Annotated in this window: 16 protein-coding genes; 4 read left to right on the forward strand and 12 right to left on the reverse strand. The window is 65.4% G+C overall.

What is annotated here, in order from left to right; all coding sequences use genetic code 11:
- Positions 1-3 precede the first annotated feature (3 nt).
- Positions 4-840, reverse strand: coding sequence for an amino acid ABC transporter permease (locus AC07R1_RS11510; protein WP_495110534.1), 837 nt, complete (start codon positions 838-840; stop codon positions 4-6).
- Positions 837-1,658 (reverse strand): ABC transporter substrate-binding protein, encoded by an 822-nt coding sequence (locus AC07R1_RS11515; RefSeq protein WP_011064318.1) that lies wholly within the window; start codon positions 1,656-1,658, stop codon positions 837-839. Before AC07R1_RS11515 ends, AC07R1_RS11510 begins: the two co-directional genes overlap by 4 nt.
- A gap of 110 nt (positions 1,659-1,768) precedes the next feature.
- On the opposite strand from AC07R1_RS11515, the gene AC07R1_RS11520 reads away from it, so the two are divergent.
- Positions 1,769-2,668, forward strand: coding sequence for a homocysteine S-methyltransferase family protein (locus tag AC07R1_RS11520; protein WP_011064317.1), 900 nt, complete (start codon positions 1,769-1,771; stop codon positions 2,666-2,668).
- An 83-nt stretch (positions 2,669-2,751) separates the two neighbouring features.
- Here the strand turns inward: AC07R1_RS11520 and AC07R1_RS11525 are convergent, their stop codons facing one another.
- The 3 genes from AC07R1_RS11525 to AC07R1_RS11535 are packed head-to-tail and all read right to left on the reverse strand — an operon-like array spanning position 2,752 to position 4,543.
- A complete protein-coding gene (locus AC07R1_RS11525; protein ID WP_065365002.1) occupies positions 2,752-3,423 on the reverse strand; it encodes a GNAT family N-acetyltransferase in 672 nt (223 codons plus the stop codon).
- 19 nt (positions 3,424-3,442) lie between these two features.
- Positions 3,443-3,889, reverse strand: a complete 447-nt coding sequence (locus AC07R1_RS11530; protein ID WP_495110535.1) for a GNAT family N-acetyltransferase — start codon at positions 3,887-3,889, stop codon at positions 3,443-3,445.
- A gap of 30 nt (positions 3,890-3,919) precedes the next feature.
- Positions 3,920-4,543, reverse strand: coding sequence for an FMN-binding negative transcriptional regulator (locus tag AC07R1_RS11535; RefSeq protein WP_015637526.1), 624 nt, complete (start codon positions 4,541-4,543; stop codon positions 3,920-3,922).
- A gap of 105 nt (positions 4,544-4,648) precedes the next feature.
- Here AC07R1_RS11535 and pdxR point away from each other — a divergent pair, with 105 nt between their 5' ends.
- Both pdxR and AC07R1_RS11545 read left to right on the forward strand, forming a co-directional pair.
- Positions 4,649-6,199 carry an aminotransferase-like domain-containing protein gene (gene pdxR, locus AC07R1_RS11540; protein WP_495110536.1) on the forward strand — a complete coding sequence of 517 codons (1,551 nt, stop codon included), beginning with the start codon at positions 4,649-4,651 and terminating at the stop codon, positions 6,197-6,199.
- 39 nt (positions 6,200-6,238) lie between these two features.
- Complete coding sequence (locus AC07R1_RS11545) at positions 6,239-7,450, forward strand: YeeE/YedE family protein (RefSeq protein WP_072451895.1); 1,212 nt, start codon at positions 6,239-6,241, stop codon at positions 7,448-7,450.
- 113 nt (positions 7,451-7,563) lie between these two features.
- On the opposite strand, the gene AC07R1_RS11550 is transcribed toward AC07R1_RS11545, so the two are convergent.
- From AC07R1_RS11550 to AC07R1_RS11570, 5 genes are all read right to left on the reverse strand, one after another.
- Entirely contained in the window at positions 7,564-8,664 is a 1,101-nt protein-coding gene (locus AC07R1_RS11550) for a polyamine ABC transporter substrate-binding protein (protein WP_495110537.1), read from the reverse strand.
- Positions 8,665-8,676: 12 nt separating this feature from the next.
- The gene (locus AC07R1_RS11555) at positions 8,677-9,708 is read right to left on the reverse strand and encodes a histone deacetylase family protein (protein ID WP_093405651.1); all 1,032 of its coding nucleotides are present in this window, start codon (positions 9,706-9,708) and stop codon (positions 8,677-8,679) included.
- A 164-nt stretch (positions 9,709-9,872) separates the two neighbouring features.
- Positions 9,873-11,798: an ankyrin repeat domain-containing protein gene (locus tag AC07R1_RS11560; RefSeq protein ID WP_495110538.1), complete on the reverse strand. Its 1,926-nt coding sequence runs from the start codon at positions 11,796-11,798 to the stop codon at positions 9,873-9,875.
- 100 nt (positions 11,799-11,898) lie between these two features.
- Positions 11,899-13,812: an ankyrin repeat domain-containing protein gene (locus AC07R1_RS11565; RefSeq protein ID WP_495110539.1), complete on the reverse strand. Its 1,914-nt coding sequence runs from the start codon at positions 13,810-13,812 to the stop codon at positions 11,899-11,901.
- 70 nt (positions 13,813-13,882) lie between these two features.
- On the reverse strand, positions 13,883-14,875 hold the full coding sequence (locus AC07R1_RS11570) for an AraC family transcriptional regulator (protein WP_015637519.1): 993 nt from the start codon (positions 14,873-14,875) through the stop codon (positions 13,883-13,885).
- Positions 14,876-15,073: 198 nt separating this feature from the next.
- Between AC07R1_RS11570 and AC07R1_RS11575 the strand changes: the two genes are divergently transcribed.
- Positions 15,074-15,619, forward strand: a complete 546-nt coding sequence (locus tag AC07R1_RS11575) for a hypothetical protein (protein WP_026020147.1) — start codon at positions 15,074-15,076, stop codon at positions 15,617-15,619.
- Positions 15,620-15,684: 65 nt separating this feature from the next.
- Here the strand turns inward: AC07R1_RS11575 and AC07R1_RS11580 are convergent, their stop codons facing one another.
- Together AC07R1_RS11580 and AC07R1_RS11585 are read right to left on the reverse strand one after the other, a co-directional pair.
- Complete coding sequence (locus AC07R1_RS11580; protein ID WP_495110540.1) at positions 15,685-16,686, reverse strand: asparaginase; 1,002 nt, start codon at positions 16,684-16,686, stop codon at positions 15,685-15,687.
- 104 nt (positions 16,687-16,790) lie between these two features.
- On the reverse strand, positions 16,791-18,230 hold the full coding sequence (locus AC07R1_RS11585; RefSeq protein ID WP_011064304.1) for an alanine/glycine:cation symporter family protein: 1,440 nt from the start codon (positions 18,228-18,230) through the stop codon (positions 16,791-16,793).
- Positions 18,231-18,253 lie beyond the last annotated feature (23 nt).

Consider the following 18,253-nt stretch of genomic DNA (forward strand, 5'->3'; position numbering starts at 1 on the left):
GCGTCACCCGCGCTGAACGTAACCCTTGCCGTAATGCCTTTCCATCCGCGCCTGGATCAGTTCCAGGCCGATGGACAGCAGCCAGTAGATCAGCGCCGCGGTGCTGAGCATCTCGATGTAGCGGTAGCTGGAACGGCCGTAGGACTGGGCCAGGAACATCACTTCCCAGACCCCCATTACCGAGATCAGCGACGAGTCCTTGAGCATCGAGATGAACTGGTTGGTGGCCGGCGGAATGATGGTGCGCATGGCCTGGGGCAGGGTCACCTGCCAGAAGATCACGCTGTCGCTCATGCCCAGGGCCAGGGCGGCCTGGCGCTGGCCATGGGGCACGCCGAGGATGCCGGCGCGGAAGATCTCGCTGAGGTAGGCGCCGTAGTTCAGCGACAGGGCGATGATCCCGGCGGTAATGGCGCCCGGCACCACCCCCAGTTGCGGCAGGCCGAGGTAGATCAGCAGGATCTGGATCAGCAGCGGAGTGCCGCGAAAGAACGAGGCGTAGAAGCTGGCGATACCGAACGCCACGGCGCTCGAGGACACCCGCGCCAGGGCGGTGACAAAGCCCAGCAGCGACGAGGCGACGATGGAGCAGGCGCAAAGGAACAGGGTCAGCGCCGCGCCCTGGAGGAAACCACTGGGGGACAGGTGCAGGCCCAGCAGGTTCGGCAGCTTGTCGAGGATGATCGAGAACTTCAGCTCGAAGCTCAGGAAGAAGCTGGCGAACAGCACCAGCAACGCGGCCCAGGTCAGGTACAGGCGGGTGCGAAAGCCCAGCAGGCGCTTGAGCAGCGGTGCAGCCACCGATTGTGGTGGCTGCGGCGGTGGCGTGTAGGCGGTCATTGGCTGATGTCGGCGCCGATCCATTTCTGCGACAGCTTGCTCAGGGTGCCGTCCTGCTTCAGCTGGGCGAAGACTTCACGCACCTTGGCATTCCACTGGGCATCGCCTTTCTCGATGGCCACCGAGTTGGGCTCGGCGTACAGCGGCTCGCCGGCCAGCTTGAAGCGCGAGTCCTGGGTCAGGCGCGGCTGGGCGGTGACCAGGTTGGTGAGGATCGCATCCAGGCGCACGCCCGGGCCCAGGCCGAGGTCCTGGAAGGCCACGTTGTCGGTGTCGTAGGGAGCGATCTGCACATTCTCGAAGGGGTATTGCAGGTGGGTGTCCTCGGCGCCTTCGATCACCAGGTTCTTGTTCAGGTAGCCCTCGTAGCTGGAGGCGGCGGTGAGGCCGACCTTCTTGTCGCTCAGGTCCTGGGCGCCGTGGATCCGTTCATCCTTGGCGTTGACCACGATTACCGCCGGCGAGGCGTAGTACTGCACCGGGAAGTCGAAGACCTCGGCGCGGGCCTTGCTCGGGGTCATGGAGCAGATGCAGATGTCGTAGCGCCCGCTCCAGCGTCCGGCGGCGATCACATCCCAGGACGGGGTTTCCAGGCGCAGCCTGACCCCGAGCTTGTCGGCCACGGCCTTGGCCACGTCGACGTCGAAGCCGTCCAGCTGGTTCTGCTCGTTGAGGAAGGAGAAGGGCGGGTAGCTTTCCATCAGCACTCCGACCAGCTCCTTTTTCTGCTCGATACGTTCCAGGGTGGCGCCGGCGAAGGCTTGGGAGGAGGCGGCGAGAACGGTCAGGCCGAGGGCCAGCAGCGGTTTGAAATTCATCGAAAACCTGACTGAAAAAGAGTTGTTATTAACTGAATGGTGCGTATTAAATAGTTATAAGAACGACTCTGATAGTGAGTTATTTTCATAAGCATATGAGTGAAAAGCATATGGGCGCAGGTAGCACGGTAATTCTGGATGGCGGTATGGGTCGCGAGTTGCAGCGCCGTGGTGCGCCGTTCCGGCAACCCGAGTGGTCGGCACTGGCATTGAGCGAAGACCCCCGGGCGGTGGAGGCGGTGCACGCGGCCTACATCGACAGCGGCGCTGATGTGATCACCAGCAACAGCTACGCGGTGGTGCCTTTCCATATCGGCGAAGAGCGCTTCGCTGCTGAAGGCCAGGCCCTGGCTGCCCTGGCGGGCGAGCTGGCGCGCCGCGCGGTCGAGGCCTCCGGCAAGCCGGTGCGGGTGGCGGGGTCGTTGCCGCCGCTGTTCGGCTCCTATCGCCCGGACCTGTTCGACGCTGCGCGGGTCGAGGAAATCCTCAGCCCGCTGGTCAAGGGCCTGGCGCCCCATGTCGACCTGTGGCTGGCGGAAACCCAGAGCTCGATCGTCGAAGCGCGGGCTATCCACGCCGGCCTGCCCAAGGACGGCAAGCCGTTCTGGCTGTCCTTCACCCTGAAGGACGAAGAGGTCGACGAAGTGCCGCGCCTGCGTTCCGGCGAGACGGTGGCCGAAGCGGCAGCCGTGGCGGCGCAGTTGGGGGTGCAGACCCTGCTGTTCAACTGCAGCCAGCCGGAAGTGATTGGGGCTGCGGTGGATGCGGCTCGCGAGACCTTCGAGCGCCTGGGCGTGCAGATTCACATTGGCGTGTATGCCAATGCCTTTCCGCCGCAGCCCGAGGATGCCACCGCCAACGACGGCCTGTGCCCGCTGCGCGAGGACCTGGACCCGCCGGGTTATCTGCAATGGGTGGCGGACTGGCACCAGCGCGGGGCCAGCCATGTGGGCGGGTGCTGCGGCATCGGGCCGGAGCATATTGCGGTGCTGGCGCAGAAGCTCGGTTGAATCCTTCGCTGGCAAGCCAGCTCCTACAAGGTTCGGATTCACCGCAATTCCTGTAGGAGCCGGCTTGCCGGGGAAAATCCCGCTTAGCCGCGACACTCCGCCAGCGACTTGAGCTGCCCCGAGCCGCTCTGGTTTTCATCGCTGAGCCATTGCTCGAAGCCCCTGGCGATTGACGGCCATTCCCCGTCCAGGATCGAGAACCACGCGGTATCGCGGTTCTGTCCCTTGGCCACCATGTGCTGGCGAAACACCCCTTCGAAGCTGAAACCCAAGCGCTGTGCGGCATAGCGCGAGCGCTCATTGGCGTTGTTGCACTTCCACTCCAGCCGCCGGTAACCCAGGGCGAAAGCTTCCTTGGCCAGCAGGTACACCGCTTCCGTGCTTTTTGGCGAACGCTGCATGGGGGAACCGAAGGTCACGTGGCCGATCTCGATGCGGCCCTGGGCCGGGACGATGGACATCAGGCTGATGATGCCCTGGGCCTGGCCGCTGGCGCGGTCGATCACGGTAAAGAAATACGGGTCGCTGGCGGCGGCATGGCCACTGAGCCAGGCATCGAACGCCGCGCGCTCGGGGAAGGGGCCGTAAGGCAGGTAGTTCCACAGCACCGGATCGGCGCCCGGGCCTTGCAGCACCTGGAACAGATCGTCGCCATGGCGCGCCGGGTCGAGCCTTTCCAAACGGATGAAGCGCCCATCAAGCAGGGTGGCCGATGGGGCGGGAACGCCTTTCCAATCGGCGAGTGAAATCGACATGCAGTGGCTCCTTGGCAACTCAGAGGGGGTTGCGGAACTGGATGAAACCCGGGCGCTCGGCGATGCGCTCATACAACTGGATGGCCGTGGCATTGGTTTCGTGGGTCAGCCAATGCACCTTGGCACAGCCGTCCTGCTTGGCCTGGGCGTAGACGAACTCGATCAGCTGGCGGCCCACGCCGGTCCCGCGTTGGTCCGGGGTCACCAGCAGGTCCTGCAGGTAGCAGGAATTCTCGATGCTCCAGTTGGAGCGGTGGTAGATGAAATGCACCAGGCCCAGGGCGCGCTCGCCGTCCCAGGCCAGGGCCGCGTTGGTGGGTTCGCTGGGGTCGAGAAAGCGCTGCCAGGTGCTCTGGGTCACGGCATCCGCCAGCTCGGTTTCGTAGAAGCGCAGGTAGGCCTGCCACAGGGGCAGCCAGGCGCTGTGGTCGGCGGCGGTAACGGGGCGGATCTGGATCTGGCGCATGAAAGCTCCTTTATTGTTCTGGACGAAAACCTAGCTCATCAGTCGGGACAGTTGCTGGTCGCGCAGGTCGGCGCTGGCCGCGAGGCCTTCGCGCACCCCGGCGATATCCTCGGCGCTGCGGTTCTGGCTGAGCTTGCGCTTGCCTTCCAGCCGCTGGATCGGCAAGGCAAAGCCGACGATTGCCCGGAGCATGCCCTCCAGGTAGTCGGCGGGGGCATCTGTCACTTGCCAGGGTTGGGGGCGGCCGGCTTCGTGACGCTCGGTCAGGCCCCCCACCACCTTGAGCAGCCGCTCCGGGTCGCTGAATACCTCAGGCTGGCCATAGGCGTGCACTGCCACGTAGTTCCAGGTCGGCACCACTTTGCCGTGCTCGGCCTTGCTTGGATAGAACGAGGGGCTGACGTAGGCATCCTCGCCCGTGAAGATCACCAGCGCCTCGGCGCCAGCGGCCAGTTCGGCGCATTGCGGGTTGGCCTTGGCCAGGTGCCCGTAGAGGGTGCCATTGGCCCCCTGTCCGGGGTCCAGCAGCAGGGGCAGGTGGCTGGCCTGCAGGCCCAGGGCGCCCCAGGTCACCAGGGTCGCCAGGCGGCTGCCCAGGATCAGTTGCTGCAGGCGGGCGAGGTCTTCATCGACGAAAGCGCGGGGTAGGTACATGTAAAAAAATCCTTGGCGAGTGGCTGCATCCTAGGCAGGCTAATGGTTCGTTGTAAGAGCCATCTCTGGTCTATTTTGTGGGTCCAATTGCCCGGGTGAACCTCGATGAACAGTGCCGTACCCCCGTTGTCTTTCAACCCTGCCGGCATTGAGCTGGACCGCCGCCAGGGCCTCAGCCGCCAGCTGTACCAGGCCTTGCGACAGCGGGTGCTGGACGGGCGCCTGGCCAGTGGTACGCGCTTGCCTGCCAGCCGCGACCTGGCCGCCGCCCTGGGGATTTCCCGCAACAGCGTGGTGCGGGCCTATGACCAGCTGTACGCCGAGGGTTTTATCGAAGGGCGGGTCGGTGACGGCACCTATGTGGCGCAATTGCCGGAAACCCGATTGCCGATCAAAAAACTATCCACAAAACTATCCACAGGGTTTTCAACAGGCTTACCCACAGGGTTATCCACAAAACAGACAGAAATGGCTGGTGATTTATCCAGTAAAGTTATCCACAGCAGCGGCTGGCAGCGCCTGCAAACCCATCATTTGAGTACCCCGCCCAAGGGGCCGCCACGGGCTTTTCGGGTTGGCGTGCCAGCCTTCGATCTGTTCCCGTTCGAGGTCTGGGCCAAGCTGAATGCGGCTTTCTGGCGCAGGCCCGACCTCGGGCAATTGTGCTACGGCGACTCGGCGGGCGATCCGCGGCTGCGCAGCCTGATCGCCGCCTACCTGCGCAGCGCTCGGGGCCTGAACTGCACGGCTGAACAAATTGTGATCACCAGTGGCGCGCAGCAGGGCATCAGCCTTTGTGCACAGCTGCTGGTGGAGCCAGGCGACAAGGTGGCTGTGGAAAACCCCGGCTACCGCGCCGCGGGGCATGCCTTCGCCCTGGCGGGTGCGCAGTTGCAGGGCGTGGCGGTGGACCAGGAGGGCATCGACTGCCGCCAGCTGGAGCAGCTGGACAGCTGCCGCCTGGCCTATGTCACGCCGTCCCACCAGTACCCCACCGGGGTGATCATGAGCCTGGCCCGGCGCCTGGAGCTGCTGGCCTGGGCCGAACGCAGCCAGGGCTGGATCATCGAGGACGACTACGACGGCGAGTACCGCTACAGCGGTGCGCCCCTGGCCCCCCTGGCGGCGTTGGACCGCCAGGGCCGGGTGATCTACGTCGGTACCTTCGGCAAGGTCGCCTTTCCGGCCCTGCGCCTGGGCTACCTGGTGCTGCCGCCGACCCTGGTCCAGGCCTTCGCCCAGCGCCGGGCGGTGGACGTGCGCCATTCCGAGGTCAGTACCCAGGCGGTGATGGCCGAGTTCATGGCCGCCGGGCACTTCCAGCGGCATATCCGGCGCATGCGCCGGGCGGCCCTGAGCCGGCGCAACACCTTGCTGGCGGCCTGGCCACAGGCGATCGGCGGCGTTGGGCCGCTGCCCGGCGTGGCGGCGGGGCTGCACCTGACGGTGCGGGTCGACAGCCTGGCGCGGGAACAGGAACTGTTGGCCCAGGCCGCCAGTGTGGAGGTCGAGGTCGCCGGCCTGAGCAGCTACTGGCTGCCGCAAACCACCTTGCCCGAGGACCAGCGGGCCGGGCTGGTGCTGGGCTTCGCGGCTGTGCCGGAAGCCGATATACAGGCTGCGGTAAGCCGTTTGCACCAGGCCTGGCGGGCCTGACGCGGTATACTCGCGAGCATTTCCCGCGCGAGAACCCCCATGAGCCAGACCCTCTCCCTGGCGCCTGAACGCAAGTTCGGCGCCCCGCTGTTCGCCTTGCTGATGCTGGTGGCCGGTGCTCTGTTCCTGCAAGCCCAGGTGGGTGCCCGCCAGGTGCTGCTGTTGCTGCTGGGCGCTGCCCTGGGGCTGACCCTGTACCACGCGGCCTTCGGCTTCACCTCGGCCTGGCGGGTGTTCATCCGCGACCGGCGTGGCGCCGGCCTGCGAGCGCAGATGGTCATGCTGGCCCTGGCGGTACTGCTGTTCTTCCCCGCGCTGGGGGCGGGCAGCCTGTTCGGCCAGCCGGTGGTGGGGCTGGTGGCGCCGGCCGGCGTCTCGGTGATCTTCGGTGCCTTCATCTTCGGCATCGGCATGCAGTTGGGCGGCGGTTGCGCCTCGGGCACCCTGTTCACCGTTGGCGGCGGCAATGCGAGGATGCTGGTGACCCTGGCGTTCTTCATTTGCGGTTCGCTGATCGCCACCCATCACGTCGACTGGTGGTTTGCGCTGCCGTCGCTGCCGCCAATCTCTATCGTCCAGAGTTTTGGTGTAGGCCCGGCGCTGGGCCTGAGCCTGTGCCTGTTCGCGCTGATCGCGGTGCTCACCCTGACCCTGGAAAAGCGCCGTCATGGCAGCCTTGAAGCTCCGGTCGCCAGCGAGCACCAGGGCTGGCGCCGGCTGCTGCGCGGCCCCTGGCCGCTGGTCTGGGGCGCGGTAGCCCTGGCTCTGCTGAACTTTGCCACCCTGGCCCTGGCGGGGCGCCCATGGGGCATTACCTCGGCGTTCGCCCTGTGGGGCGCCAAGGTCGCCAGCGGGCTGGGGGTGGACGTAGGCAGCTGGGTGTTCTGGCAGGGCGCGGCGAATGCCAAGGCGCTGGCGGCACCGGTGTGGCAGGACATCACCAGCGTCATGGACATCGGCATCGTCCTGGGTGCGTTGCTGGCGGCAGGGTTGGCGGGACGTTTTGCCCCCAACCTGAGAATCCCCACCCGTTCCCTGGTAGCGGCGGTAATCGGCGGCCTGCTGCTGGGCTACGGTTCGCGCCTGGCCTATGGCTGCAACATCGGCGCCTACTTCAGCGGCATCGCCTCCGGCAGCCTGCATGGCTGGCTGTGGCTGGTGGCGGCCTTCATCGGCAACGGCGTGGGCGTGCGCCTGCGGCCCTGGTTCTTCGCCGAAGAACGCAGCCCCCAAGGCCTCACCGGCTGCTAAACGCCACTGTGTAGGAGCCGGCTTGCCGGCGAACAGCGGCGACGCGGTCTATCACCCGCCGCGTCCTCGTCGTTCGCCGCCCACCAGAACACCGCCCGTGTGCTTGCGCCGGATCAGGTCCCGGACTTGATCTTGGTCCAGGCCCGGGTCCGCGCCCGCTCTGCATCACGGGGCAACGGCTGTAGCGTGTACAGGGTGCTCATGGCCGCTTCTGTCGGATACAGGTTGGGGTTGTTGCGGATCGAAGGGTCTACCAGTCCGGTCGCGTCCTTGTTCGGGTTGGGATAACCGACAAAGTCGCTGACCGGGGCAATCACCTGGGGTTGCAGCAGGTAGTTGATGAAGGTGTAGGCATCTTCCGGGTTCTTCGCGCCCTTGGGGATCGCCAGCATGTCGAACCAGATCGGCGCGCCTTCCTTGGGCAGACGCATGTCCACGGTCACGCCGTTCTTGGCTTCCTTGGCCCGGTTGGCAGCCTGGGAGAAGCTCCCCGAGTAGCCCACGGCCACGCAGATATCGCCATTGGCGATGTCGGCCATGTACTTGGACGAGTGGAAGTAGGTGATGTACGGCCGGATCTTCATCAGCAGCGCTTCAGCCTTCTCGTAGTCCGCCGGTTTCTTGCTGTTGGGGTCCAGGCCCAGGTGCTGCAAGGCCAGGGGCAGGATTTCCGACGGCGAATCCAGCAGGGCCACGCCGCACTGCTTGAGCTTGCTGATGTTCTCTTCCTTGAAGATCAGGTCCCAGCTGTCCACCGGCGCCTTGTCCCCCAGGGCGGCCTTGATCTTGTCCGGGTTGAAGCCGATCAGGATGGTGCCGTACATGTAGGGCACGGCGAACTTGTTGTCCGGGTCGTTGGCCTCGATCAGCTTCATCAGCTTGGGGTCCAGGTGGTTCCAGTTGGGCAGCTTGCTGCGGTCCAGGGGCTGGAACACCCCGGCCTCGATCTGCTTGGCCAGGAACACGTTGGACGGCACCACCACGTCATAGCCGGAGTTGCCGGTGAGCAGCTTGGCTTCCAGGGCTTCGTTGGTGTCGAAGATGTCGTAGACCAGCTTCACCTGGCTGTTCTGGGCCTTGAAATCTTCCAGGGCCTTGGGGGTGATGTAGTCGAACCAGTTGTACACCCGCAGGGTGCGTTCTTCGGCGTGGGCGGCGGTCCCCAGCAGGCTGGCGCACAGGGCGGGGATCATTAAGCGTTTGAGTCTTTGCATGATGCGAATCCCTCACTGGGCGCTTTGGAAGCCTTCGAGAACGTTGACGGCGTTGATGCCGATTTCCTCAACCGCATAACCGCCTTCCATGACGAACAGCGTCGGCTTGCCGAGGGCGGCGATGCGCTTGCCCATGGCCAGGTAGTCCGGGCTGTCGAGTTTGAATTGCGAGATCGGGTCGTCCTTGAAGGTGTCCACGCCCAGGGACACCACGATGATGTCGGCGCCATAACGCTGGATTTCGTTGCAGGCCTGTTCCAGGGCCGCGCTCCACGCATCCCAGCCGCTACCGGCGGCCAGTGGGTAGTTGAAGTTGAAGCCTTCCCCGGCGCCTTCGCCGCATTCGTCGGCATAGCCCAGGAAGAACGGGAACTCGGCTTCCGGGTGGCCGTGGATCGAGGTGAAGAGCACGTCGCTGCGCTCATAGAAGATCGACTGGGTGCCGTTGCCGTGGTGGTAGTCGACGTCGAGGATCGCGACCTTCCTGTGGCCCTGGTCGAGGAACGCCTGGGCAGCGATGGCGGCGTTGTTCAGGTAGCAGTAGCCGCCCATCAGGTCGCCGGCGGCGTGGTGTCCCGGTGGCCGGCACAGGGCGAAGGCACTGTGGGCGCCATTCTGGATATGGGCCTGGGCGGTCAGCGCCACCTGCGCCGCGCTATAGGCCGCCTGCCAGGTGCCGGCGGTGATCGGCGCGCCGCCGTCGAAGCTGTAGTAGCCGAGCTGGCCGTGGAGGCTGGTGGGAATCACGCTGCGCAGGGTACGCGCCGGCCAGGTGTAGGGCAGCAGGTCGCCGTCGATGCCCTGTGCCGCCCAGCGCGCCCAGGCGCCCTTGAAGAAGTCCAGGTAGGCCCGGCTGTGGATGCGCTCGATAGGCTCCAGGCCGAAATCCTTGGGTGCCTCTACCGGCCCCAGGTTTTGATGTTTCACCCGATCCAGCACGTGGTCGGCCCGGGAAGGCATTTCGAAGCAGGGCATCAGTTGCCCATCGATAAGTTCGCAACGGCCGTGGTGCAGGTGGTGATCGTCCGAGTAGATCGTCAGCATTTTCTTGTTCTCCGCAGGCTGATTCGGTGGAGCACAGTCTTGCGGGGCGCGGGGTTTGGGAGAACGGCAGGAGCGGCCAAAAGGGGATTGATGTGGCCAAAGTGTTTGACCGAAATTCGCCCCTTAAAGAGGCATGGCGCCCCGTTGCGGGGCGCCATCCGGTTTCAGCTGGCAGGCGGGGTAGGGGCGTAGCGCTGCAGGACCTTGAGCATGTCCTCGCGTTTTTTCCGGGCAATGGCTTCCAGCAATATTGCGTAGCCCTTTTTCTCGCAGTGCTGGCCGACATTCGGGTCGGCGCCTTTCTCCAGCAGCAGGGTGAACATCTCCAGGGTGTCCTGCTGGCTGACGGAGGGCGACTGGGCGTCGGCGGAGGTCTTGTCGGCGACCAGGGTCAGCAGGCTTTCGCCGACGGGCTGGTTGTTGCAAACGGCACGGCCGTAGCTCAGGTTGAGGTTGGCGCCGGCCGCTATCAACTGCTTCATGGCCACGTAGTTGTTGCCCGAGAAGGCCCGGTACAGTGCGGTTTCGCCGTCATTCTTGTTGCGCAGGTCGAGGTTCTGCGGGTACTGCAGCAGCCAGCTGAAGCCTTGCAGGCTGCGCTTGTTCTCGGCCATCTGCATCAGTGGCGTCACGCCCTGGCTGTCGGGTTCGTCGATGGCCACGCCAGCCTCGATGAGGAACTTCAGGCGCCCGCCCTGGCTCAGGTCGGGGCTGTCGCCCAGGTCGCGGCGCATGGCCAGGGTCGCCAGGGTGGTCCAGTTGTACAGGCCGCTGGTGTGGGCGCCGTGCTCCAGCAGCAGCCGGGCGATATCCAGGTGCGGTGCGTCCAGGGCGTGCAACAAGGCGCTGCGGCCATCGTCGGCCATGACCTCGCCGCTGATGCCACTGGCCAGCAGGCGCTGCACTTCGCTCAGGTCGCCGGCATCCACCGCGTCCACCAGCGGCCAGAAGGCCTGGCAGTCCCGGGGGTTGGCGGCGTTCAGGCCCAAGCGCTGCAGCACCCGGGGCGGGATGCTCATCTGGCGCTTCAGGCGCAGGCCGCAATACACCCGATAACCTTCTATGGCCCGGCCCTGGTGGATGTTGTCCTGCGTGCGTTGTTGGTAGATCGCCCAGTCCAGGTCCGCCAGGTTGAGGTAGGTCGGCATGCGCCCGGGGTCACGGCGCAGCACTTCCTTGAGCCAGGGGCGGGCGGTTCTCAGCTGCCCGGCTTCGCTGGTCCAGTAGGCGATGTCGTTGAGCAGGCCGGCGTATTCACGGCGCTCGGTGGCGATGCTGCGAAAGTCATGGGTGACGAAGAAGTCTTCCACTTCGCGGATGCCCGGCAGTTTGTCCTTGGCCGTGCGCAGTTGTTCGTGCAGCGCGCGGAACTCTTTCCACAGGCTGTCCGGGGTCGAGGCTGGCGCAGGCACAAAGGCATTGACGGTGATCGGCCCGCTGCCTTGGGTGAAGGGGCGGAACCACGGCGGGAAGGTCTCCAGGGCCTGCAACCACTGCCGCCCGGTTTCCTCGCTGATGGGTTGCAAGGGGGTGAATTCCATCTGGCCAAGGTCCTGGCGGTGACTGATGGCCAGCAGCGGGTGCTGCGGATCGCGCTGGTCGATCAGCAGGTAGCGCCCGCTAAGTTGCCACTCGGATGGCTCCTTGCACTGAAAGCTCAGGGGCGTCAGGGTGATGCCGGGGGCTAGGCTGTTGCTCGTGGGCCAGATGTCGCTGACCTGGATGTCATCGCCCGGGCTCACACAGGCCCGCAGCTCTTCAGGGCTGAACAGGGCCATCGGCGGCGACTTGTAGACCCGCTGCCGGTACTGCAGGTCCTGATAGGCATTGAAGTAGAACAGCCCGCGGTACTGGCTCAGGACAATCCGCAGCGGCATTCGCGCCAAGCCCGGCAGGGGGAAAGGCTTGAGCTCCAGGGTGGCGGTTTCCGGGGAGTCGAGGACGAAGTTGCGGCGCATTCCCGACCATTTGAACCAGGCCAGGTCCACATCGAAGGCCTGGGCCACGGGGGCGGCAACCAGCAGTGCCAGCGCCAGGCCAAGCCCGCGAATGCCGTTGCGCCGGGCGATGGCGCCTGAGAATAGCTTCAACGTTGCAGTCCCTTGCCGATAGAAAGCCCGGCAATGTAATGCAATCGGCGCTGTTGTGCCGGGCTTTGTTTCTGGAGCGAAGCGGGCTCGACGCCACGCCTCACAGACGAAACGCCGTCGCCGGCGGTGGCGGTGCAAAGCCTTGCAGCACCTTGAGCATGTCGTCGCGTTTTTTCCGGGCGATGATCTCCAGTAGCAGGGTCCGGCCCTTTTTCTCGCAGCGCTGGCCGACGTTGGGGTCTGCGCCCTTTTCCAGCAGTAGGGTGAACATGTCCAGGGTGTCCTGCATGCTCACGATGGGGGAGTGCTGGTCCGGGGAAATCTTGTCGGCAACGAGCATCAGCAGGCTCTGGCCCATGGGCTCGTTGCCGCAGGTGCCGCGGCCATAGCTCAGGTTCAGATCGGCGCCGGCCTCTATCAGGAGTTTCATGGCCGGGTAGTTGTTGCCCCAGAAGGCGCGGTACAGCGCGGTTTCACCGTCGTCGACGGTACGCAGGTCGAGGTTCTGCGGGTGCTGCAGCAACCAGGTGAAGCCCTGGAGGTTGCGTTCCTGCTCGGCCAGCTTCATCAGCGGTGTCTGCCCGCGACTGTTCGGCTCGTCGATGGCGACGCCGGCTTGCAGGAGAAATTTCAGGCGCCCGCCCTGGTTCAGGTCGGGGCTGTCCTTGAGGTCACGTTGCATGGCCAGCATGGCCAGGGTGCTCCACTGGTACTGGCCGCTGGTGTGGGCGCCGTGGGCCAGCAGCAGTCGGGCGATCTCCAGGTGCGGCGCATCCAGAGCGTGCAGCAGGGCACTGCGGCCGTCCTCGGCCATGACCTCGCCGCTGACGCCACTGGCCAGCAAACGCCTTACCTCTGCCTCGTCGCCGGCATCCGCGGCGGCCACCAGCGGCCAGAAGCCCTGGCACGCCTGCGGGTTGGCGGACTCCAGGCCCAGGCGCTTGAGCACCCGCGGCGGCACGCTCATCTGGCGTTGCAGGCGCATGCCGCAGTACAGCCGATAACCCTCGATGGCCCGGCCCTGGTGGATGTTGTCCAACGGCCGTTGCTCGAACAGGGCCCAGTCCAGGTCGGCCAGGTTGAGGTAGGTCGGCATGCGGCCCAGATCCCGGCGCAGCACTTCCAACAGCCAGTTCCGGGCGGAGTTCAACTGACCGGCCTCGCTGGTCCAGTAGGCGATGTCATTGAGCAGGCCCGGGTATTCGCTGTGGTCGATGGCGATGCTGCGATAGTCATGGAGGGCGAAGAAGTCTTCCACCTGGCGGATGCCCGGCCCCTTGTCCTTGGCTGTGCGCAGTTGTTCATGCAGTGCACGAAACTGCTTCCACACGCTGTCCGCCGTGGCCGGTGGCGTGTAGGCATTGAGGGTGATCGGCCCGCTACCGCTGTCGAAGGCGCGGAACCACGGCGGAAACTTTTGCAAGGCCTGCAACCATTGTTGCCCGGTCTCGACGCTGATGGGTTGCAACGGGGTGAAGTCCATCTGGGTCATGTCCTGGCGGTGACTGATGGCCAGCAGCGGGTGTTGGGGATCGCGCTGGTCGATCAGCAGGTAGCGCAGGCTGAGTTGCCACTGCGGGGGCACCGAACAGTCGAAACCCAGCGGCGTCAGGGTGATGCCGGTGTCCAGGGTGTTGCTCGGTGGCCAGTTGTCCGAGACCTGGATCGGGTTGTCCGGCGACACGCAGTTGCGCAGGTCCTCGGGGCTGAGCAGCGGCAGGGGCGCGGACTTGTAGATCCGCTGCTGGTAATCCAGGTCCTGGTAGGCATTGAGATAGAACAGCCCACGGTACTGGCTGAGGACGATCCGCGCCGGCACTTGCGCAAGGCCGGGCAGGGGGAACGGCTTGATCTGCAGGATGGCGGTTTCCGGCTCATCCAGGACAAAGCTGCGGGACATCTCCCACCATTTGATCTTGGACAGGTCGAACGCCTGGGCGACGGGGACGCCAGCCAGCAGCACCAGTGCCAGGCAAAGCCTGCGAATGCCGATGGCGTGTGTGAATAGGTTCAAGCGTGCAGTCCCTTGCCGGTAGAAAGGTCGGCAATGTAATGCAATCGCCAGCGTTGTGCCGGGGTTTTTGTCAGGGCCGGAACTGGCTCGGCGCCACGCCGCTCCAGCGGATGAAAGCATGGCGAAAGCTCGCGGTTTCGCTGAAGCCCAGGGCCTCGGCGATGCGGTAGATGGGCATCTGGTCTTCGCAGAGCATCTGCTTGGCGCGCTCGAAGCGCAGCTCGTCCAGCAGTTCCTGATAGCTGCACCCCAGGTCCCGCAGGTGGCGGCGCAGGGTCCGGGCCGAGCAGTTCATCTGTTCCGCCAGCCCTTCCAGGCCCGGTGCGGCGTCCAGCTGCGCCGCCAGCAACTGGCGGATGCGCCCCAGCCAGGCCTGGCGCCCGGTGAACTCGGTGTTCTGCTTGCGGCAGCGTTCGGCCATGGCCTGGTGGGTGATCACGTCCGCCAGGGGCAGGGGCTGGTCCAGCCAGCGCTGGTCGAAGGCGAAGGCGTTGCTGCTGGCGTTGAATTGCAGCGGGCAGTCGAAAGGCTCGCGGTAGCGTTGCTGATAGTCCGGGGCCGGGTAGTCGAAGCGCGCGCCCAGTAGCGGCAGGGCGTGGCCCAGCAGGTCGTCGCAGATGACCTTCAGCGACACCAGGCAGAACTCGGTATTGAACGCGGCCAGGGCCGGGCTTTCGCGGTAGTCGGCGGCGGTCAGCCAGATGCGCGAACCGTCGGTTTCCAGGCTCAGTTCGAAAAGTGTTCCCATCAGCGCCGGATAGCGCAGCGCCAGGCGCAAAGCGTCACCTAAGGTGGCACTGGTGAGCAGGGCGTAGCCGAGCATGCCGTAGGAGGAAACGTGCATGCGCCGGCCCAGTTCCAGGCCGATGTCCCGTTGCAAGGCCACGGCGTTGGCGCACACCAGCATTTCCTGGTTGGTGGTGATGCGAGTGTCGGCGCGGCTCAGGTCGGCGGGGTTTATACCGCTGCCGGCCAACAGCGCGCCGCCGGCCTGGCCCTGGTCCTTGAAGGTGTTGAGGATCAGGGAAACCGCATTGAGGGTGGTGAGGTGCGAGTGCAGCATGCGCAGATTCCAGCCTGGGAAAGACCCTTAACCGGAGCAAGTTGCATGCCGCCCGCGATCAGGCCTGCGGTTTGCCGGCCAGCGACATGCGGCGTTCCCGGCGTTGTGTGGCTAGTGACTTGGCGTATTGATTGGTGCAACCTGCCTGCCATTCACCGCCTGAGGTGGCGGTGCAGCAACCCCGATAAAGGACTATGTATGACCCTCATTCCTGCGCGTTCCCTGCTTCTGGTGTCCGGCTTGCTCCTGAGTTCGCTGTGCCTGGCCGAGGCTGAGCCAGGCAGCGAAAGCACCATCAAGGACTCTGCCAAGTCAGCCGTCTCGTCAGCCATCTCGGCAGGCAAGAACCTCTTGGGCGGCGTCAGCGAAGGTGTGCTCGATGGTCGCCAATCGGCGCAAGGCGTCGACGGTGCATCGATCATTTCCTCCCGTGAGCAAATGAAAGGCCGCGTCGAGGTCCAGGTATTGAAGACCGAAGCCGTCGGCGACAGCTTCAACGTCACCCTGGGTTTCAAGAACAGCAGCGACAGCCAGTTGCGGCTGATCAACCTCAAGCAGACCGGCGCCCTGCTGGCGATCGACCAGGACGGTTACGCCAACAACCTGACTGTCAGCCTCGACAACCCGGACGAAGTCACCATCCCGGCCAAGGCGGCAGTGCGGCAAAAGTTCGTGTTTGAAGGGCCGATCGAGAGTTCGAGTTCGGTGCGGGTCTGGGGCCAGGATTATTCGGTCAAGAAGTAACCTGGCCGCCCCCGCTGTTCGTCGTCGAGCCGGCGGCTACTGCAGTAGCTACCGGCTCCCCAGCTTCAGCTCAACTCGCCACACAGGTCCAGTTCCACCAGGCGCCGCACTTCGGCGGTTTCCAGCCCGGCGCCGAGCAGCGCATTGAGCTTGCCGAACGCCGCTTCGCGGGTCATGCCGCCACCGGACAGCACGCCCACGCCGCGCAGGCGGCTGCCGGCTTCGTAGATGTCCAGCTCGACACCGCCTTCATGGCACTGGGTCACGGCCAGCACCACGATGCCTTGCTGCTGTGCGCGCTTGAGGCTGGCGAGGAACGCCGGGTTGTCGCTGGGGCCGGTGCCGCTGCCGAAGCATTCCAGCACCAGGGCCTGGATGCCGCTGTCGAGCACGCCGTCCAGCAGCTCGGCGCCGATGCCGGGGAACAGCGGCAACACGCCGACCTTGGCCAGTTGCCTGGCTTGGCGGTAATCCAGCCCGGCGGGAATCGCCTCGGCCCTGGCGCCGCCGCCATTGCGCTTCAGGGCGGCGAACGGGTGACGGCCGAAGCTGCGGATTTTCGCGCAGCGGGTCGGTGCCAGCAGCTTGCCGTGGAAGTACAGGTGCACCCCCGGGGCCAGGCCCTGGCCCAGGGCCGACAGGGCGCCGCTGAGGTTTTCCCAGGCATCGCTGTCGGGCACACCCGCTGGCAGCATCGAGCCGGTGAACACCACGGGCGCCGGCAGGCCCAGCAACTGGAAGCTCATGGCGGCGGCGCTGTAGGCCAGGGTATCGGTGCCATGGAGGATCAGCACGCTGTCGCAGCCCTGGTCCACGGCTTCGACCACCGCTTCACGCAGGCGCTGCCAGTAGTCGGGGGTCATGTTGGCGCTGTCGATCAGCGGCGCCATCTCGCGAAAGCGCCAGGCCGGCAGCACCAGCCCGGTCTGGCTGTCGAGGTAGGCGCGCATGCGCACGTCGAAACCCGAGGCCGGGGCCAGGCCGTCGGCGCTGGCCTGCATGCCGATGGTGCCGCCGGTGTAGAGCACCATGACGTGCTGGGCGCCAGGGTAGGTCGAAGGGGTCATGGGATTCTCCGAAACGGTGAGTACCTGTGGGAGCGGGCAAGCCCGCTCGCACATTTATCGCACTGTAACCGACGGGTGCAGAGGATGCGCCCGTCGTTCACCCGTCAGCGTTGCGCTGCGGGCACGCCTTGCGGCTCGGCCTCGGCGGTGGCCGAAGGTTCGGCGGGCCAGGCCTTCAGGTCCAGGTCCAGATCGGCGAACTTGCGCGAGTCGAACACCGGCTGGGCGACGCCGGCGCGGCGCTGCTCGTCGTAGTCGCGCATCACCCGCAGGCCGACCTTGAACAGCATGGCCAGGGCCACCAGGTTGACGAAGGCCAGGCAGGTCATGGTGATGTCGGCGAAGGCGAACACGGTCGAAAGGTCCTGCATCGAACCCCATACCACCAGCGCCAGCACCAGGCCGCGGAACAGCATCAGCACGGTGCGGTTGCGGGTGAGGAACTGCAGGCTGTTCTCGCCCAGGTAGTAGTTGTAGAGGATGCAGGTGAAGACGAACAGCGACAGCGCGACGCTGACGAACAGGCGACCCCAGTCACCGACCACGGCGGCCAGCGAGTTTTGGGTCAGGACAATGCCGTCGCCTTCGAAGCCCGGGGTGTAGAAGCCCGACAGCAGGATCAGCAGCGCGGTGCAGGTGCAGATCACGAAGGTGTCGAGGAACACGCTGAAGGCCTGGACCACGCCCTGGGCGCCCGGGTGCTTCACGGCGGCCACGGCGGCGACGTTGGGCGCACTGCCCAGGCCCGCTTCGTTGGCGAACACGCCACGCTTCACGCCCATGACGATGGCGCTGCCGAGCAGGCCGCCGAAGGCCGGGTCGAGGCCGAAGGCGCTCTTGATGATGGTCTCCAGCATGGCCGGCACTTGTTCGATCTGGGTGCCGATCACGTACAGGGTCACGGCGATGTAGGCCAGGGTCTTGATCGGGACCAGCAGGTCGGACACCGCGGCGATGCGCTTGATGCCGCCGATGAAGGTAATGGCCAGCAGTACCGCCAGGACGATGCCGGTGTGGCTTGGGTCGAAGGCAAAGGCATCCTGCAGCGAGTGCGTCACGGTGTAGGACTGCAGGCCGATGAAGGCGAAGCCGTAGGTGACCAGCAGCAGGATGGAGAACACCACCGCCATGCCTTTGCGCTTCAGGCCGTGCTCGATGTAGTAGGCTGGGCCGCCGCGGTACAGGCCGTCGCCGTCGGCGCGTTTGTAGACCTGGGCCAGGGTGCATTCGAAGAAGCTGCTGGACATGCCGACCAGTGCGGTCACCCACATCCAGAACACCGCGCCCGGGCCACCCAGGGTCACGGCGATGCCGACGCCTGCAATATTGCCCGCGCCGACCCGGCCGGCGAGGCTGAGCATCAGCGCCTGGAACGAGCTGAGCTGGCCGCCGCTGCTTTTCAGGCTGTCGCGGAACACCGCGAACATGTGGAGGAAGTGGCGCAATTGAACGAAACGCGAGCGGATCGTGAAGTAGCTGCCGAGCCCGACAATGAGCACGATCAGCACTTTCCCTGAGAGGAAGTCGTTGATGACTTCGAGCATGGATTATTCCTCGCTGTTTTTTG

Source organism: Pseudomonas sp. GW821-FHT07F01, from assembly GCF_059418825.1.

Bases quoted from the DNA above. Each gene is read 5' to 3' on its own strand.
- AC07R1_RS11510 (WP_495110534.1), bottom strand. From the start codon at position 840: ATGACCGCCTACACGCCACCGCCGCAGCCACCACAATCGGTGGCTGCA.
- AC07R1_RS11515 (WP_011064318.1), bottom strand. From the start codon at position 1,658: ATGAATTTCAAACCGCTGCTGGCCCTCGGCCTGACCGTTCTCGCCGCC.
- AC07R1_RS11520 (WP_011064317.1), top strand. From the start codon at position 1,769: ATGGGCGCAGGTAGCACGGTAATTCTGGATGGCGGTATGGGTCGCGAG.
- AC07R1_RS11525 (WP_065365002.1), bottom strand. From the start codon at position 3,423: ATGTCGATTTCACTCGCCGATTGGAAAGGCGTTCCCGCCCCATCGGCC.
- AC07R1_RS11530 (WP_495110535.1), bottom strand. From the start codon at position 3,889: ATGCGCCAGATCCAGATCCGCCCCGTTACCGCCGCCGACCACAGCGCC.
- AC07R1_RS11535 (WP_015637526.1), bottom strand. From the start codon at position 4,543: ATGTACCTACCCCGCGCTTTCGTCGATGAAGACCTCGCCCGCCTGCAG.
- pdxR (WP_495110536.1), top strand. From the start codon at position 4,649: ATGAACAGTGCCGTACCCCCGTTGTCTTTCAACCCTGCCGGCATTGAG.
- AC07R1_RS11545 (WP_072451895.1), top strand. From the start codon at position 6,239: ATGAGCCAGACCCTCTCCCTGGCGCCTGAACGCAAGTTCGGCGCCCCG.
- AC07R1_RS11550 (WP_495110537.1), bottom strand. From the start codon at position 8,664: ATGCAAAGACTCAAACGCTTAATGATCCCCGCCCTGTGCGCCAGCCTG.
- AC07R1_RS11555 (WP_093405651.1), bottom strand. From the start codon at position 9,708: ATGCTGACGATCTACTCGGACGATCACCACCTGCACCACGGCCGTTGC.
- AC07R1_RS11570 (WP_015637519.1), bottom strand. From the start codon at position 14,875: ATGCTGCACTCGCACCTCACCACCCTCAATGCGGTTTCCCTGATCCTC.
- AC07R1_RS11575 (WP_026020147.1), top strand. From the start codon at position 15,074: ATGACCCTCATTCCTGCGCGTTCCCTGCTTCTGGTGTCCGGCTTGCTC.
- AC07R1_RS11580 (WP_495110540.1), bottom strand. From the start codon at position 16,686: ATGACCCCTTCGACCTACCCTGGCGCCCAGCACGTCATGGTGCTCTAC.
- AC07R1_RS11585 (WP_011064304.1), bottom strand. From the start codon at position 18,230: ATGCTCGAAGTCATCAACGACTTCCTCTCAGGGAAAGTGCTGATCGTG.